Annotated in this window: 14 protein-coding genes and 1 riboswitch; of the genes, 3 read left to right on the top strand and 11 right to left on the bottom strand. The window is 56.2% G+C overall.

The window, feature by feature from the left end; translation table 11 throughout:
- Positions 1 to 32: 32 nt before the first annotated feature.
- The 4 genes from mdtD to rplM form a co-directional block, all read right to left on the bottom strand.
- Entirely contained in the window at positions 33 to 1,436 is a 1,404-nt protein-coding gene (mdtD, locus tag QEP11_RS15335) for a multidrug transporter subunit MdtD (RefSeq protein WP_284337519.1), read from the bottom strand.
- A 116-nt stretch (positions 1,437 to 1,552) separates the two neighbouring features.
- Positions 1,553 to 1,918, bottom strand: a complete 366-nt coding sequence (erpA, locus tag QEP11_RS15330; RefSeq protein ID WP_284337518.1) for an iron-sulfur cluster insertion protein ErpA — start codon at positions 1,916 to 1,918, stop codon at positions 1,553 to 1,555.
- A gap of 235 nt (positions 1,919 to 2,153) precedes the next feature.
- Positions 2,154 to 2,546, bottom strand: a complete 393-nt coding sequence (rpsI, locus tag QEP11_RS15325; RefSeq protein WP_284337517.1) for a 30S ribosomal protein S9 — start codon at positions 2,544 to 2,546, stop codon at positions 2,154 to 2,156.
- A gap of 10 nt (positions 2,547 to 2,556) precedes the next feature.
- Entirely contained in the window at positions 2,557 to 2,985 is a 429-nt protein-coding gene (gene rplM, locus QEP11_RS15320) for a 50S ribosomal protein L13 (protein WP_003059004.1), read from the bottom strand.
- A 316-nt stretch (positions 2,986 to 3,301) separates the two neighbouring features.
- On the opposite strand from rplM, the gene QEP11_RS15315 reads away from it, so the two are divergent.
- On the top strand, positions 3,302 to 4,204 hold the full coding sequence (locus QEP11_RS15315; RefSeq protein ID WP_284337516.1) for a 23S rRNA (adenine(2030)-N(6))-methyltransferase RlmJ: 903 nt from the start codon (positions 3,302 to 3,304) through the stop codon (positions 4,202 to 4,204).
- 68 nt (positions 4,205 to 4,272) lie between these two features.
- On the opposite strand, the gene QEP11_RS15310 is transcribed toward QEP11_RS15315, so the two are convergent.
- The 5 genes from QEP11_RS15310 to dtd form a co-directional block, all read right to left on the bottom strand.
- The gene (locus QEP11_RS15310; RefSeq protein ID WP_284337515.1) at positions 4,273 to 4,911 is read right to left on the bottom strand and encodes a septal ring lytic transglycosylase RlpA family protein; all 639 of its coding nucleotides are present in this window, start codon (positions 4,909 to 4,911) and stop codon (positions 4,273 to 4,275) included.
- 72 nt (positions 4,912 to 4,983) lie between these two features.
- On the bottom strand, positions 4,984 to 5,829 hold the full coding sequence (metF, locus tag QEP11_RS15305) for a methylenetetrahydrofolate reductase [NAD(P)H] (protein WP_284337514.1): 846 nt from the start codon (positions 5,827 to 5,829) through the stop codon (positions 4,984 to 4,986).
- Positions 5,830 to 5,964: 135 nt separating this feature from the next.
- Positions 5,965 to 7,131 carry a TlyA family RNA methyltransferase gene (locus tag QEP11_RS15300; protein WP_284337513.1) on the bottom strand — a complete coding sequence of 389 codons (1,167 nt, stop codon included), beginning with the start codon at positions 7,129 to 7,131 and terminating at the stop codon, positions 5,965 to 5,967.
- Positions 7,132 to 7,256: 125 nt separating this feature from the next.
- Complete coding sequence (gene ahcY, locus QEP11_RS15295; protein ID WP_284337512.1) at positions 7,257 to 8,672, bottom strand: adenosylhomocysteinase; 1,416 nt, start codon at positions 8,670 to 8,672, stop codon at positions 7,257 to 7,259.
- A gap of 78 nt (positions 8,673 to 8,750) precedes the next feature.
- Positions 8,751 to 8,862: riboswitch (S-adenosyl-L-homocysteine riboswitch) on the bottom strand.
- Positions 8,863 to 8,907: 45 nt separating this feature from the next.
- Entirely contained in the window at positions 8,908 to 9,366 is a 459-nt protein-coding gene (gene dtd, locus QEP11_RS15290; RefSeq protein ID WP_284337511.1) for a D-aminoacyl-tRNA deacylase, read from the bottom strand.
- A 732-nt stretch (positions 9,367 to 10,098) separates the two neighbouring features.
- Here dtd and QEP11_RS15285 point away from each other — a divergent pair.
- Both QEP11_RS15285 and QEP11_RS15280 read left to right on the top strand, forming a co-directional pair.
- Positions 10,099 to 11,751, top strand: coding sequence for a putative bifunctional diguanylate cyclase/phosphodiesterase (locus QEP11_RS15285; protein WP_284337510.1), 1,653 nt, complete (start codon positions 10,099 to 10,101; stop codon positions 11,749 to 11,751).
- A gap of 21 nt (positions 11,752 to 11,772) precedes the next feature.
- Positions 11,773 to 13,251 carry an AMP nucleosidase gene (locus QEP11_RS15280; protein WP_284337509.1) on the top strand — a complete coding sequence of 493 codons (1,479 nt, stop codon included), beginning with the start codon at positions 11,773 to 11,775 and terminating at the stop codon, positions 13,249 to 13,251.
- Between the two features lie 101 nt (positions 13,252 to 13,352).
- Here the strand turns inward: QEP11_RS15280 and QEP11_RS15275 are convergent, their stop codons facing one another.
- Positions 13,353 to 14,555 (bottom strand): acetate/propionate family kinase, encoded by a 1,203-nt coding sequence (locus QEP11_RS15275; RefSeq protein ID WP_284337508.1) that lies wholly within the window; start codon positions 14,553 to 14,555, stop codon positions 13,353 to 13,355.
- Positions 14,556 to 14,573: 18 nt separating this feature from the next.
- Positions 14,574 to 16,007 carry a bifunctional enoyl-CoA hydratase/phosphate acetyltransferase gene (locus QEP11_RS15270; protein WP_284337507.1) on the bottom strand — a complete coding sequence of 478 codons (1,434 nt, stop codon included), beginning with the start codon at positions 16,005 to 16,007 and terminating at the stop codon, positions 14,574 to 14,576.
- Positions 16,008 to 16,065 lie beyond the last annotated feature (58 nt).

Raw genomic sequence — 16,065 nt, 5'->3', positions numbered from 1 at the left:
GCACGCAAAGCTAGCGATGCAACTCGCGCCGCTCAGTCTCCCGAATCCGGAGCTGAACGCACACGCTCATCATCGTCAAGCTGACTGAACACCAAGGTGGCAGCCAGTGTCATCACACCCACTGTGACAAACGTGGCTTGCAGCGCCAAAAGTTTGTAGCCTTCCCTGGCCTGCCACATCTCGGCATAACCGGAAAGCACTGCGCCTGCCACGGCCACCCCCATACTCATGGCCAGCATTTGCACCATCGAAAGCAGGCTGTTGCCACTGCTCGCGAACTCACCTTCCATATCCTTGAGTGTCACCGAATTCATTGCCGTGAACTGCATGGAGTTGATGCAGCCAAACACAAACAGCTGCACCAGAATCAGCCACTGCGGCTGGTCAGGACTGATCAGCCCCAAAGCAGCAATCATCAAACCCAGCAGAATGGAATTCACCTGCAATACCCGCTTGTAGCCAAATCGCAGCACTGTGCGTACAGCCAAGCGCTTGACCACCATGCTCCCCAGCACTGTTGCCAGCATCATGGTGCCGGCATGAAAAGGTGAAAGCCCCAGCCCCACCTGCAACATCAACGGCACCAGAAATGGTGCAGCACCGCTGCCCAGGCGCGCGAACAAATTGCCCAGCAAACCGACACGCAATGAACGCACGCTGAACAATGCAGGGGCAAACAAGGGCGCAGGGCTACGTAGCGCATGCATCCAGTAAGCAGCCAGGCTGGCCATGCCAAACACCATCAGCACGGCAACCAGCGCATGCCCCATGCCAACGCCGGACAAGCCATCCAGGGCCAGTGACACACCCACCATGCCAAAGGCGAGCAGAGCAAAGCCGACACCATCGAAAGAGCGCTTGGGTTGTTGGTCATTTTTGGGCATCCAGCGCCATGCTGCCCAAACTCCAAGCGCCCCCACCGGCACATTGATCCAGAAGATCCAGTGCCACGATGCGTACTCCACCAGCCAGCCGCCCAGCGTAGGCCCCAGCAGCGGACCAACCTGCCCCGGTATGGCGATAAAACTCATGGCGCGGATGAATGCATCGCGTGGATATGCCCGCAGCACCGCCAAACGCCCAACGGGCAGCATCATGGCGCCGCCCACCCCTTGAACCACACGCGCCATCACCAGAAACTGCAGTGTAGGAGCCAGTGCACACAAGACCGAACCGAGCACAAACAACGCCATGGCTGCGGTGTAAATGCGACGTGTACCAAAACGGTCGGCAACCCATCCCGTGGCGGGAATCAACATTGCCGTGGTCAAGGCATACGCGACTACAACGGACTGCATGTGCAGAGGGCTTTCCCCCAACGATGCCGCCATGCTGGGCAAGGCCGTATTGAGAATGGTGGCATCCAACGTCTGCATGAAAAAGCCAATGGCCACCAACCACAACAAAGGCTCTTTTTCGATAGTTTGCTTGCTCATCGCACTTCTTCCATCACTGCTCTGCACCGACTCCTTACATGCTGCAGGAACTGATAACGCAAAAAAGCCGCTGGCATGCAGCGGCTTTTGGCAGACAAGAGAACTGCAACCGGTTCTTACACCGAGAAGCTGGAGCCGCAGCCACAGGTAGTCGTGGCATTGGGGTTCTTTATCACAAACTGGGCACCTTGCAGATCTTCCTTGTAATCAATCTCTGCGCCAATCAGGTACTGGTAGCTCATGGCGTCAATCAGCAACGACACGCCGTTCTTGGTCATGGTGGTGTCGTCGTCGTTGGTAATTTCATCGAAGGTGAAGCCATACTGGAAGCCCGAGCAGCCACCACCTTGCACAAACACGCGCAACTTCAGGTCTGGATTGCCTTCTTCCGCGATCAAATCCGCCACCTTGGCAGCAGCGCTGTCGGTGAAAAGGATGGGATCGGGCATTTCAGTGGTAGTTTGTTCTGCAACGGCGCTCATGGGGATACTCCGAGTGTTCTTCTGAAAATCGCTTCAAATGGTACTGCAAAGTACTCAGGAATTTGGCAGACGCAATGTTTGACGTCAGTCCCAGTGTGGGCATTCTTGCCCGCCTCAAAACACGGAAACTGTTTGAAAATTCCCACAAAAAAGCCGCCATACCCTGAGGCAACGGCGGCTTTTTTGTGGGAAGGCCATTCCCGGGGAAACAGCCTTCCGGAAGGTCTGAAACGAATTAACGCTTCGAGAACTGCTTGGCGCGACGAGCACCACGCAGACCAACCTTCTTACGCTCGACTTCACGAGCGTCGCGAGTCACGAAGCCGGCTTGGCTCAGTGCAGGCTTCAACGCTGCGTCATAGTCGATCAGAGCGCGTGTCACGCCGTGGCGAACTGCACCAGCTTGACCGGATTCGCCGCCGCCGTGCACGTTAACCAGCACGTCGAAAGCTTCCAGGTTGCCAGTCAGCACCAGAGGCTGCTTAGCGATCATGATGGAGGTTTCGCGGCCGAAGTACTGCTGAATGTCTTTGCCATTCACAGTGATCTTGCCGGAGCCCTTCTTCAGGAATACACGAGCGACGCTAGACTTGCGACGGCCTGTACCGTTGTTCCAATCACCAATCATTGAGGTCTCCTTAGATTTCCAGAGCCTTAGGCTGCTGTGCGGTATGGGGGTGCTCAGCACCGCCGTACACCTTCAGCTTCTTGATCATGGCGTAGCCCAGAGGACCCTTGGGCAGCATGCCCTTAACGGCCTTCTCCAGAGCGCGGCCAGGGAACTTAGCCTGCAGGTCGCGGAAGTTGGTAGCAGTGATGCCACCGGGGAAACCGGAGTGACGGTAGTACACCTTGTCCAGGTTCTTGGTGCCAGTGACCTTGAGCTTGGAGGCGTTGATGATGACGATGTAGTCGCCGGTGTCAACGTGAGGTGTGTAGATTGCCTTGTGCTTGCCGCGCAGACGGAGTGCCACTTCGCTGGCGACACGTCCGAGCACCTTATCGGTGGCGTCAATCACAAACCACTCGTGTTGCACCTCAGCGGGCTTTGCGCTGAATGTAGACATGAGATTCTCTTTCAAGAAGGTTTGAGGGGCCCTTTTCCGCGGTCGGTGCTTCTTCTTCACTTTATTGCTAAAGCAGGAAGCCTCTTAGGCGGGGACTGCCAAGGCACCAGGCCTCAACACTTCGCCGCGGGGCCATAAAATCGCTGCGAAGCCCGCCATTATACAAAATAGCGTCCAATAGCGCCATCAGCACCTTGTGCTGGTGTGGATTTGACCGCACAGGCGGTAATCCCCGCACACTGGCAACACCCTGCGGCTTTGCGCCGCCGCTCCGCTGCAGCCTGACTGCCGCACGAACAGAGAACAATTACGACCTATGTTTAGCTACCGCCACGGCTTTCATGCCGGTAACCACGCCGATGTGCTCAAGCACACGGTTTTAATCGCCGCCCTGCAACACATGGCACAAAAAGACACCGCCATCAGCGTACTCGACACGCATGCCGGTGCGGGCCTGTACCGTCTGGACGGTGACTTTGCGAACACCAGTGGCGAATCCAAAGAGGGTATCGAGCGCTTGCTCGGAACGCCTGAAGAGGAGCTCGCTCCCGCATTGCGCGCCTATGTGCAAACGGTGCGCAGCGTCAACCCGGGCAAAGGCGTCAAAACCTATCCTGGCTCCCCCTTCATCACGCAAAGCCTGCTGCGCCCCCAGGACAAGCTGCGCCTGTTTGAAATCCACCCGACGGACTGGCGCTCTCTCGATGGCAACATGGCACAACTGGAAGCCGGCAAGCAAGTAGAGGTACTGATGGAAGACGGCTTCAACGGTGTCAGGCGCTTCTTGCCCCCACCTTCTCGCCGCGGTTTTTTGCTGTGCGACCCTAGCTATGAGCTGAAGACCGACTATGGCCGCGTGCTGACCATGATTGAAGATGCTCTGGTGCGCTTTGCCACCGGCACCTATGCGGTTTGGTACCCCATCATTCCGCGTCAGGATGCGCACGACCTTCCAAAACGCCTCAAGACCCTAGCCAATAAAGCTGGCAAGGGCTGGCTGCACGCCACCTTGACCGTCAAGGGCAGCAAGATACGCAGCGAAGTCAACGACTGGGGCAACACCACCGAAGGCAAGCGCCCAGGTCTGCCCGCCAGTGGCATGTTCCTGATCAATCCGCCCTTTACACTGCGCGCAGCGCTCAAGGAGGCCCTGCCGCAAATGCAAAAGTTGCTGGCGCAAGATAAAAACGCCACCCATACCTTGGAGTTCGGCGAGTAAACCCTCCGCCCCAAACAAAAGAGCTGCACTGGCAGCTCTTTTTTATTTTTGATGTTTGGTTTGCGGATTCAACCTTTGGCCTGCATCAGTGCTTCTGGGCAATCCTCCTGGCCATCGTCCAGCTTGTAGATTTCGACGGCCTTGACGCCACGGCTCAACATGCCTAGCTCTTGCGCAGCTGCTTTGCTCAGGTCAATCACCCGATTCTTCGCAAATGGACCACGATCATTGACGCGCACCACCACCGCTTGGCCCGTGCTTTTGCTGCGCACGCACAACTGGGTACCAAATTTGTAAGTAGGGTGTGCAGCGGTCAGCTCATACTGGTTGAATCGCTCACCATTAGCGGTCTTGCGACCATGAAAGCCAGGGCCATACCAGGAAGCAATGCCCTGCTGATCCACTTCCGGCATCTCCAGCTCATACAGATGCTCATGCATGGCATCCAGAGGATCCTGCAATTTGTCGGCGCGCACTGGTGGCGGTGCAATTTTCGCTAACGACTCTGGGCCCGCACGGCTGCTGAGGCTGGTACTGTGAGCAGCTTTGCTCTGCGTTACAGCCGGTGCTTGCTTGGAGGGAGATGTCGGCGCACAGGCCGACAAGAACACCGCCAACAACGTTGAAACTACAGGCAGGGCACGTGTACGTGCTACTGGCAAGAAAGACGCGCTTTCGGAAACAGGCTGGCACCCACGTGCTTGCATGGTCTGACCCTTCTAACGGTGAGCGCATGAAAAGCACCACCCAGAAGCCAGCGAGTTCCTCTCAAGAAGCCATTACAGGCCCAAGCGGTCGCACAGCTCCAGAGTGGCAGCGCTCTGGTTCATCGTATAAAAGTGCAATCCAGGTGCGCCTTGGTCACGCAGCTGCTCGCACAAGCGTGTAACCACATCCATGCCAAAGGCACGAATCGAGGTCACATCGTCCCCGTAGGCCTGCAGACGCAAGCGAATCCAGCGGGGAATCTCAGCGCCAGTCGCATCGGAAAAGCGCATGAGTTGAGAGGAATTAAGGATTGGCATGATACCGGGCACAACCGGCGCCTGCACGCCAAGTGCTTGAATCCCTTCAACAAAACGGCAATAAGCGTCGGCATTGTAGAAGTACTGGGTAATTCCGCTATTCGCGCCCGCCTGGATTTTTGTTGCAAAAGCTTTCAGGTCAGCGTCTGGAGACTTAGCCTGCGGATGAGTTTCTGGATAGGCGGCCACCTCGATGTAAAACCAATCACCAAACTCCTTGCGAATAAAAGTCACAAGATCGCTGGCATAGTGAAATTCCCCACCCAAACCGTAGCCACTGGGCAAATCGCCACGCAGGGCCACCAGGCGCTTGACCCCCATATCCTTGAGTTCCTGCAGCTCAGCCCGCACCTTGGCACTGGTAGCGCCAATGCAGGAAAAGTGACAAGCCGCCTGCATGCCTTCTGCCTGGATATCGCGCACCATGCTGAATGTGCCAAGTTGGGTGGAGCCCCCTGCTCCATAGGTTACGGAACAAAAATCGGGGCGACGCGCATACAAATCCTTACGAACTTGCACGTGTTTGGCGGCCCCTTCGGGGGTTTTGGTCGGAAAAAACTCAAAGCTGAGGGGGAAGCTGCTGGTCTGTGCATTGGCCACGGTTAACTCTCCTCGCCTGCCCTCCCGGCAAGCTGTCTGTTGTCACTGCAAGGGCTAACCTGTGCGGTGCACCTTGCGCTGTCATCATTCGGGACGACCCTTTTCGCTCCAGGCCGAGCAAAAGATGGGCCGAACTTACTTGGCGTTTTTGCGTTTGGGACGAGCAGGTCCCGGTACGTTGTAGCCATCTTCTTCGTCGTCAATCACATCAATGCGCTTGAGTTCGCGCAAAACAGTGCGAGAGACACGTTTGGCTGCTGGCGCAGCAGGCTGATCCGGCAACGGTTCACCTTCATTTTTAACGGTTGTGCCTTGAACCGCATGCACAAAGAATTCATGGTTGCCATCGCCGCCTTCGATAGGTGAATCCAACCAACCCCTCACTTCCAGGCCCAATTCCGTCAGACAGGTGCGAATGCGGTCTTCCACTTCCTTGTACAGGGCTGGATCGCGCACGATGCCGCCTTTGCCCACCTGACCGGGCTGCAACTCAAACTGAGGCTTGACCAACATCAACAGATGCCCGTGCGGCTTGAGCAGGCGCACAACAGCTGGCAACACCAAGGTCAGCGATATGAACGACACATCGCCCGTTACAAAGTCAAAAACTGGCGTGATATCTACGTCTGCGTATTCAGCCTTACGGCGGCGCTCGGTCGGCACTGTGCCTTCGGCACGCGCTTTGGCCAGCGCAGCACGCTCGACCTTGAACGCTTCGATGTCGCTATCTTTGGCATCATTGCTATCGTCGTAGTCCTCGTCGACTTCGCCGCCATTGCGCATCCAGGCATAGGGAGCCTGGGGCTGAGTGGTGTTGTCTTCCTCCTCTTCCCAACGCTCCGAAATCACTTCTTCGCAGGCCTCTTCCAGGACTTCTGCGGTCATGGAACGCGCATTCACGCCTTCCACGCAAATCACGCGCACATCGGCACGCAAGCTGTCGTGCAACTGGCCTTGCCCTACATCCACACCAATAACCTGAGCTGCGCCGTGCTTGAGCAGGCAGTCGGTAAAGCCTCCTGTACTCTGGCCCACGTCCAGGCAACGCAAGCCATCCACCTTCAGGCCAGTGGTCTTCAGCGCGCCCTCCAGTTTCAAACCACCGCGCGAGATGAATTTGACCTCGGCATCGTCAAGCAGTTTCAGCTCAGCGCCAGCAGGGATATCGTCACCGTTTTTGACGACTTTCTTCCAAGGTGCCAGTGGCGACAGGCGCCATTCCACGCCCGAAGCAATCAGGCGCTGCGCCTGTGAACGGGTGGTGGCATGACCGTTGTCCACCAAAAATACATCTGCGCGCATTGCGTAGTTCCTTTTATTCACTCAAATTTGGCTCTAGCGCTCAGAAGCCTTGACCCAGTCTCTCAAGGCCAGGTGCCAGAGCAGGCAAAGTCGCCGCCTGTGCGGCGACCTTGCCCCGCTACAGATTAGTAGCGGTAGGTTTCAGGCTTGTAAGGGCCTTCCTTCTTCACACCGATGTAAGCAGCTTGCGCATCGGTCAATTCGGTCAGCATCGCGCCGACCTTCTTCAGGTGCAGGCGGGCAACCTTTTCGTCCAGCAGCTTGGGTAATACATAGACTTTGCCCACTTCATATGCTTCTGGACGTGTGAACAGCTCAATCTGGGCAATCGTCTGGTTGGCAAACGAGGCACTCATCACAAAGCTGGGGTGGCCGGTGGCACAACCCAGGTTTACCAGACGGCCCTTGGCCAGCAGGGTGATCTTCTTGCCGTCAGGGAACTTGATCTGATCAACCTGAGGCTTGACTTCTTCCCACTCATACTTCTCGATCGATGCCACGTCGATCTCATTGTCGAAGTGACCGATGTTGCAGACGATGGCCTGGTCCTTCATGGCAACCATGTGCTCGTGACGAATAATGTCCTTGTTACCAGTTGTGGTCACGAAGATGTCGCACTTGTCGGCGGCATATTCCATGGTCACAACCTTGTAGCCTTCCATCGCTGCTTGCAGGGCATTTATAGGATCAATCTCGGTCACCCACACCTGCGCACTCAGTGCACGCAAAGCCTGTGCACAACCCTTGCCCACATCACCGTAACCAGCCACGCAGGCTACCTTGCCAGCGATCATCACGTCGGTAGCGCGCTTGATGCCGTCCACCAGCGATTCGCGGCAGCCGTACAGGTTGTCGAACTTGGACTTGGTCACCGAGTCGTTTACGTTGATCGCGCGGAACAGCAGGCTGCCGTTGGCCGACATTTCGTTCAGGCGGTGCACGCCGGTGGTGGTCTCTTCGGTCACGCCAATGATCTGAGCGGACTTGCGGGTGTACCAGGTGGGGTCCACGGCCAGTTTGGCTTTGATGGCTGCAAAGACGATCTTTTCTTCTTCCGAGCCAGGGTTGGCCAGCACGGACAGGTCCTTCTCGGCCTTTTGACCCAGGTGCAACAGCATGGTGGCATCGCCGCCGTCATCCAGAATCATGTTGGGGCCTTCGCTGTCGGTGCCTGCGGCGCCAAATTCGAAGATGCGGTGGGTGTAATCCCAATAGTCTTGCAGCGATTCACCCTTGATGGCGAACACGGGGGTGCCCGTGGCAGCAATCGCCGCAGCGGCGTGGTCCTGGGTCGAGAAGATGTTGCAGGATGCCCAGCGCACTTCAGCACCCAGGTCCTTCAAAGTCTCAATCAGCACCGCTGTTTGAATGGTCATGTGCAGCGAACCGGTGATGCGTGCACCCTTCAGGGGCTGTGCCGCCGCGAACTCTTCGCGAATAGCCATCAGGCCGGGCATTTCTGTCTCGGCAATGCGGATTTCTTTGCGGCCCCAGTCGGCCAGGGAGATGTCCGCGATGGCGCGGTCTTGGGTATTGCTCATGGTTTCTCCGTGCGGAAAACAACTTGAAAAAACCACGTTCTGGGGATTTGGGGCTGACAGGCCTCACCGCACAGAAAGCGTGGGTGAGCGTCGTTGCCTAGGAGCGAGTGCACGGTGAAGCACACTGCTGCCCTCCCGAGCCTCACGCCACCGCTGTGTCTGGGTGGTCGCTGCAACGCTCCTCAGGAGGAAATGAAACGTTGATTGTAATCGAGCCCTACAGGGTTTGCTGAAGTTATGCGCCAGCAGGCGCAATACGCATGGGAATCGTCACCGGCCCATCGTTGACCAAGTGAACTTGCATATCCGCACCAAACTCGCCAGTTTGCACCGGGCCCGCACAGTACAGATTTTTGGCTTGCTGGATCATGTAATCGTACAGTCGGCGCCCTTCATCCGGTTTGGCGGCTTGCGTAAAACTGGGACGATTGCCGTTGCTGGTATTTGCTGCCAGCGTGAACTGACTGACTATCAACAAGCCGCCTCCTACATCCTGCACGCTGCGGTTCATTTTTTCATCCTCATCGCTGAAGATGCGCAACTTCAGCAGTTTAGCCAGCAGCTTATCGGCCTCTTTCTCTGTGTCACCCTGCTCCGCGCACACCAGCACGAGAAGGCCTTGACCAATCTGCCCTGCAATGCGACCTGCAATCTCTACGCGTGCAGCTTGAACACGCTGAACAACAGTAATCATGAAATACCCACAAATTTATAGCTCGCATGGATTAAACCCTTGTTTTACTGGCTAAGACATAGCAAGCTTTTTTGTGTTTGCAATGCTCTTCATTCATCCTTTGCGAAAAGCCTATGAGCGGCATGTAGCGGCGGCTGTCAACTTGCCATATCTCAAAGCTTGTATGAGTCAGCAGCGGTATACAAGGAAGACCATGCTCGTGATTGCTCTTGTTCCATTTCATCCCTCTCGGTCTTGGAACCTCATTTCCAACGGCGCCTACTTAGTTTGTTCGCAGCCTGCAGACACCTACCTCAGCGAGGTGCCATGATGCTCACCGCACAACCTCGCACGCCCAGCGAACAGCCACACGACATCTTGCATGCCGTGGCCCTTGCTACAGGTGCACCAGTAGCCTATTTGAGCTGGCCCTCAAGACGCTACATTTGGACCACAGCTTCCTATGCTCACCTTCTTGAGCAAAGTCATCACGACTTGCACGGTAAAGCGCTCCAGAAATATTTGCCTTCATGCGGCTGGAGTAACTGGAAATGCAGCCTCGAACTACTGACTAGCGCCCAGACTCATGGAGCAAGCTTAGAAACACCGCTAATATTTACTCAGAATCAGCTCATTCAAACGCAATTGATAAGCCTTGCGGCAGATGGCGCTGTCTACGCAGTAGTGATTCTCCCGATGCATGGGCGTGCGCCCTCGAACACCTTGCCAGTGGCACAAGGGGAAGACGACAGCATGCGTCGTTTTGTCAATGCCTCCAGCGAATCCGTCATTTTCTTTCGCCACGGCCGCATCTTTTACGCCAATCCTGCCGCCATTGCGCTTACCGGCTACCAGCTTGATCAATTGCTGGATCGCTCAGTGCTGCATTTGCTCCCTCACGTGCTGCGCGCAAGTGCTCAGAACATGTTGGAGCATGGCACCATCAGCGCACAGGAAACTCGACTCTTGCGCCACAACGGCCAGGAGCAGGACGTGGAAATCACCATTACCCTGCAGCCTGAAGAAGGCGGCGATTTGGGTGTCATGGTGCTGCGAGATATCACCGAGCGCAAGCGCGCCGAGGCCGAGATGCACTTTTTGGCCTTTCATGACCCTTTGACACGTCAGCTCAATCGCCAGGGTTTGATGCGACAACTGCAACAAACCCTGGAGCGCGCTACGCAGTTCAACCACCGCTGTGCGGTGTTGTATGTAGACCTGGATCGCTTCAAAGATGTCAATGACTCGATGGGGCATGATGCAGGAGACAAGCTTCTGGTGGAAGCCGCCCGCCGCTTGCGCAGCAAGGTGCATCCCGACGACATCGTCGCTCGTCTGGGTGCCGACGAGTTTGTGGTGGTTTTAGCCTCCCCATTAACAGCTTGCCAACCCGAATGTATCTTGCGGGAAATCCAGTTTCTGATGAACAAGCCCTATGCATTGGTAAAAGGTTTGGCCAATTTACCTGCCTCCATTGGTATCAGCCTCTACCCAGAAGATGGAAACTCAGCCGAAGAGTTGATGCTGAACGCCAGCGCCGCTATGGAAATGGCGAAAAACTTGGGACAAGGCAACCACCAGTACTACAGTGCGCTGATGCATATGCGGCCCAGCAAATGGCTGACCCAGGATCGTTTGCTGCGCGAAGCCATTGAGAAAGACCTGGGCTTAGTCCTGCACTATCAACCGCTTTGGGATCTGAGCCGGGACTGCCTTGAAGGTTTTGAAGCACTGGTTCGTTGGCAACACCCCGAACGCGGACTATTGCCACCATCAGAGTTCATCAGCTTTGCTGAATCTCGTGGTCTCATATCCTTGCTGGATCGCTGGGTCATGCGGGCTGCATGCAAGCAATTACGTGAATGGCGCAATGCGGGGCTACCGCCCGTGGTGGTTTCCGTCAACATGTCCGCCATTGAGTTCAACCAGGTCAATCTGCTGGCCGAAGTACAGCAGGTCCTGACTGACACAGGCATTGATCCTCAATCACTGGAAATTGAGCTCACAGAAACCACGTTGATGAAGCACTCCGAACATGTGCTGAGCACTTTGACCTCCCTACAGAAGCTGGGAATCCGTCTGTCCATTGATGACTTTGGTACCGGCTACTCTTCGTTGGCCTATCTGAAGCGCTACCCCTTGGACAAACTCAAAATTGACCGTGCTTTTGTCAAGGACACGCCGCAAGATCAAGACTATGTCAGCCTTGTGACGGCCATCATTCAGATGGCTCGCAGCCTGAACCTGCGCACGGTTGCTGAAGGTGTTGAAACCAAAGAACAGTGGGATTTGCTGAAGCAGCTGGGTTGTGAGCTGATACAAGGCTACTATCTCTCCCGCCCCATGACTGCCGAAGATGCCTTACGCTGGCAGCAACACCATTGTCAAACACCTGCGCCACAATGAGGTATGAACTACCCACCTTCAATGGCCACTTCACACCCAACAACAGCAGCAGTGTTCACGCATGCAACCGATGCGGTGGCGCACCTGCAGACTTTGTATCAGCAGCAGATTGATCGCCTGCGCACAGCCATGCAAGCTTATGTGGCGGGCCAGGATTTTCCCCATGTGGTGCGCGCCTGGTACCCCATGCTGCGAATCCAAGCACACAGCGTGCGTCGCCCGGACACGGGGCTGGCTTATGGCTTTCTGGACCACCCCGGAGTGTATGAAACCACCATCACGCGCCCCGATCTTTTTGCCGACTATCTGCACACCCAGCTGGATCTTCTGGAGCGCAACCATGGCGTCCAGTTTGAAGTGGGCCTGAGTACCCACCCCATCCCCATTCACTTTTCCTTTGCCGACAATGACCACGTTGAAGGCAGCCTGAGCGCACAGCGTCGCCAGATGATGCGTGAAGTCTTTGACCTGCCAGACCTGGGCGCCATGGATGACGGCATTGCCAATGGCACATGGCGCCCACAGCCAAGCGGGGCCTTGCCGCTGTCCCTGTTTACTGCGCCGCGTATTGATTACTCCTTGCACCGACTGCGCCATTACACGGGAACAGCCCCCGAGTGGTTTCAGAACTACGTACTGTTCACCAATTACCAGTTCTACATCGACGAGTTCATCCGTCTTGGCCATGCAGAAATGGCCAAACCTGATAGCGAATACATTGCCTTCATTGAACCAGGCAACGTGGTGACTCGCCGTACAGGATTACCAACTGAGGAGATAGACGCATTAGGCAGCATGCCACCGCGCTTGCCTCAAATGCCTGCCTACCATCTGGTACGCGCAGACCGCAGCGGTATCACCATGGTCAATATCGGCGTTGGGCCGGCCAACGCCAAAACCATCACCGACCACATTGCCGTTCTGCGCCCTCACGCCTGGATGATGCTGGGTCACTGCGCCGGTTTGCGTAACAGTCAACACTTGGGCGACTATGTGCTGGCACATGCCTATGTGCGCGAAGACCACGTGCTGGACGAAGAACTTCCACTATGGGTGCCCATTCCGGCATTGGCCGAAATCCAGCAGGCCCTGCAACAAGCCGTCGCTGATGTGGCACAAGTCTCCGACGATGACCTCAAGCGCATCATGCGCACCGGCACCGTGGCCAGCACCGACAATCGCAATTGGGAGTTGTTGCCCGACAACCTGCCGCAACGCCGCTTCAGCCAAAGCCGGGCTGTAGCGCTGGACATGGAAAGCGCCACCATTGCCGCCAACGGTTTCCGCTTCCGCGTGCCCTATGGCACGCTGCTGTGCGTCAGCGACAAACCATTGCATGGCGAGATCAAATTACCAGGCATGGCCAATCACTTCTACCGTGAGCGCGTCGACCAACATCTGCGTATTGGCATGCGGGCCGTGGAGCTGTTGCGCGAAGGTGGCTCTCAACGCCTGCACAGCCGCAAACTTCGCAGCTTTTCCGAAGTGGCTTTTCAATAGACTTGTGACTGCGCCCACGGCCTCGGCACCTGGGTGCAGAGGCTGGGTCATCCGTGCTTATCATCAGGCCAGCAGACACGACGACTAACAAGCTCCTCCCTCTATGAGGCTTGCCAACTTTGTTGCCGCAGCAAAGCGGCAGCTTCACGCGCGGCCACACGCCCTTCATCGGTGGGGATGACCCAGATTTCCACAGAGCTATCTGGCGCATGGATGGCACAAGCCGCTTTGCCTGAAGCAGCTTGGTTGCGCTGGTCATCTATGCGAATACCCAGCCAAGCCAGACGTTCGCAAACCTGTGCCCGCAACTCAGCATCGTTCTCTCCAATGCCTCCGCTGAATGCCAAAGCGTCCAGGCCGCCCAGGCAGGCAACCAATGCACCGGTTTCCCGGATCACACGATGTGTGAATTGATGTATGGCCCGTAGCGCATTCACACTGCCATCCGCGCGCAGCTTGCGCATATCGGCAGAAATGCCAGAAACCCCGAGCAAGCCACTTTGTTTGTAAAGCAGCGTTTCCATCTGCGCATGGGTCCAGCCTTGCTCCATCAGATAAAGCAGCACCCCTGCATCCAGGGAGCCGCTGCGGGTGCCCATCATCAGGCCATCCAATGCAGAAAAGCCCATGGTGGTTGCCACACTGCTACCCGCCAAGGCCGCGCACAGGCTGGCGCCATTCCCCAGGTGAGCCATCACCACGCGGCCATTGCCCCGGATGGTTTGTTGCTGCAGCACCGACATGATGTATTGGTACGACAAGCCATGAAAACCATAGCGGCGCACACCCTGGTCTTGCAAAGCCCTGGGCAGCGCGAAGGCATAGTCGACCTCCGGCATGGTGGCATGGTATGCCGTATCAAAACATGCAATCTGCGCCACCTTGGGAAATGCAGCACGAAACTGGCGAATACCTTCCAGGTTATGCACCTGATGCAAAGGTGCCAGCGAATGAAAGCCAGACAAGATGGACAGCACCTCGTCTGTCACGATCACCGAGGCCGTAAAGACTCCACCTCCATGCACAACGCGATGTGCCACTGCCTCTATGTCTGTGGCCTCCAAACGCTGGAGCAACGCTCGCACGGTGCTCAACGCAGCCGCAAAAGCACTGCCCCCATCTTTGGTCGTCAAAGCTTCGGTGTGCTTTTGCCCCAGATACTTCCAGTCCATCGACGGCGAGCCTTGAGGTTCCAGCCCCTGAATGGTTCCCGACAGAACAAAAGGCTGTACCTGACCATCTTTCAATGGGTGCAGGGAAAACTTCAGCGAGGAGGACCCCGCATTCACCGCCAAAATGGCCATTGTTGCTCCTTTCGGGTTTCAGCCTTGTTTCCAGGCATTGGCAGCCTGTTGCCTGCGCCTGTCATGCGCAGCCAGAACAGCCAGCACGCACGACGCCACTCGTGCTCGGGGGCCATCAGCACGGCTGGTCAGGGCAATCGGTACGCGTGCGCCAAGCACCAGACCTGAGCCCGAGGCTCCAGCAAGATACTCCAGTTGCTTGGCAAGCATATTGCCGCTTTCCATATCGGGTGCTGCCAAGATATCCGCCTGGCCAGCCACACCTGAAGCAATGCCCTTGATGCGTACGGCATCCATGGAAATAGCGTTATCAAATGCCAGAGGACCATCCAGCTGCCCACCTTTGATCTGGCCACGGTCAGCCATCTTGCAAAGCGCCGCAGCGTCCAAAGTCGAGGGTATGCTTGGAGTAACGGTTTCCACTGCCGACAAAATCGCCACCTTGGGAGTATCCGTCCCCATCACTCGCGCAAAGTCGATGGCGTTTTGCACAATATCGGCTTTTTCCAGCAAGCTGGGTCGAATATTGATTGCGGCATCCGTGATCAGCAATGGCTTGTCATACAAAGGCACATCAAAACGGAAGATATGCGACAGGCGTCGCTCCGTCCGCAGGGCTGGCTGCGCCAGCACAGCCTTGAGCAGTTCGTCTGTGTGCAAACTTCCCTTCATCAATATCTCTACTTCCTGGCGCGCAGCCATTGCGGCTGCCCTCTCTGCCGCAGCATGGCTGTGCTCGACAGAGATGATTTCCACGCCATCCAGACTGATGCCAGCCTCCTGTGCGATGTGACGGATACGGCCTTCAGGCCCTATCAGCACTGGCTTGATCAAGCCGTGACGAGCTGCATCCATTGCCCCGCTAAGCGATCCCGCATCGCAAGGATGCACCACCGCACAACGCACCGTCTCCAAAGCATCCGCACGAGATAGCAAGTCTTTGAGCCGTGCTTCAGGATCAAACAACTGGATTTGTGGCGCATGGATCTTGGGAACTTTGACCTTGTGCGTAGGCGGCAGCAACTTGGCCTCACCTTTGAGCACCACCTCTCCCTTTTGATTGGTGACCAGGCAGTCCATCTTGACGCGCTTTTTCTCGTCGTCTTTTTCATCCACCGTAACCACCACGGTCAAGGTATCTCCAATACGCACGGGCTTGGTGAACTTCAACTCCTGGCTCAAATAAATCGTGCCAGGCCCTGGAAACTGTGTCCCAAACAGTGCCGATATCAAGGCCGCTGCCAGCATTCCGTGCGCAATAACACCATGGAACATGCTTGCATCTGCGTACTCCTCGTTCAGGTGCGCGGGATTGATATCTCCAGAAACTGCAGCAAACGCTTGAATATCTTCCAGTGCAACCGTGCGTACCAATCTCGCGCTTTGCCCTAGCTGCAACTCCGCATAGGTGACGTTTTCCATCCAGCCAATGGCTGTAGTTTGCGAATTCATAGTCCTCCCCTGGTTGGCATCAGCGGATCATTTCCACTACAACTGGAATGCAGACATA

Origin of the sequence: Comamonas halotolerans, from assembly GCF_030162935.1 — a bacterium.
GTDB lineage: Bacteria > Pseudomonadota > Gammaproteobacteria > Burkholderiales > Burkholderiaceae_C > Comamonas > Comamonas halotolerans.
This window is presented reverse-complemented; position numbering and strand designations above follow the sequence as displayed.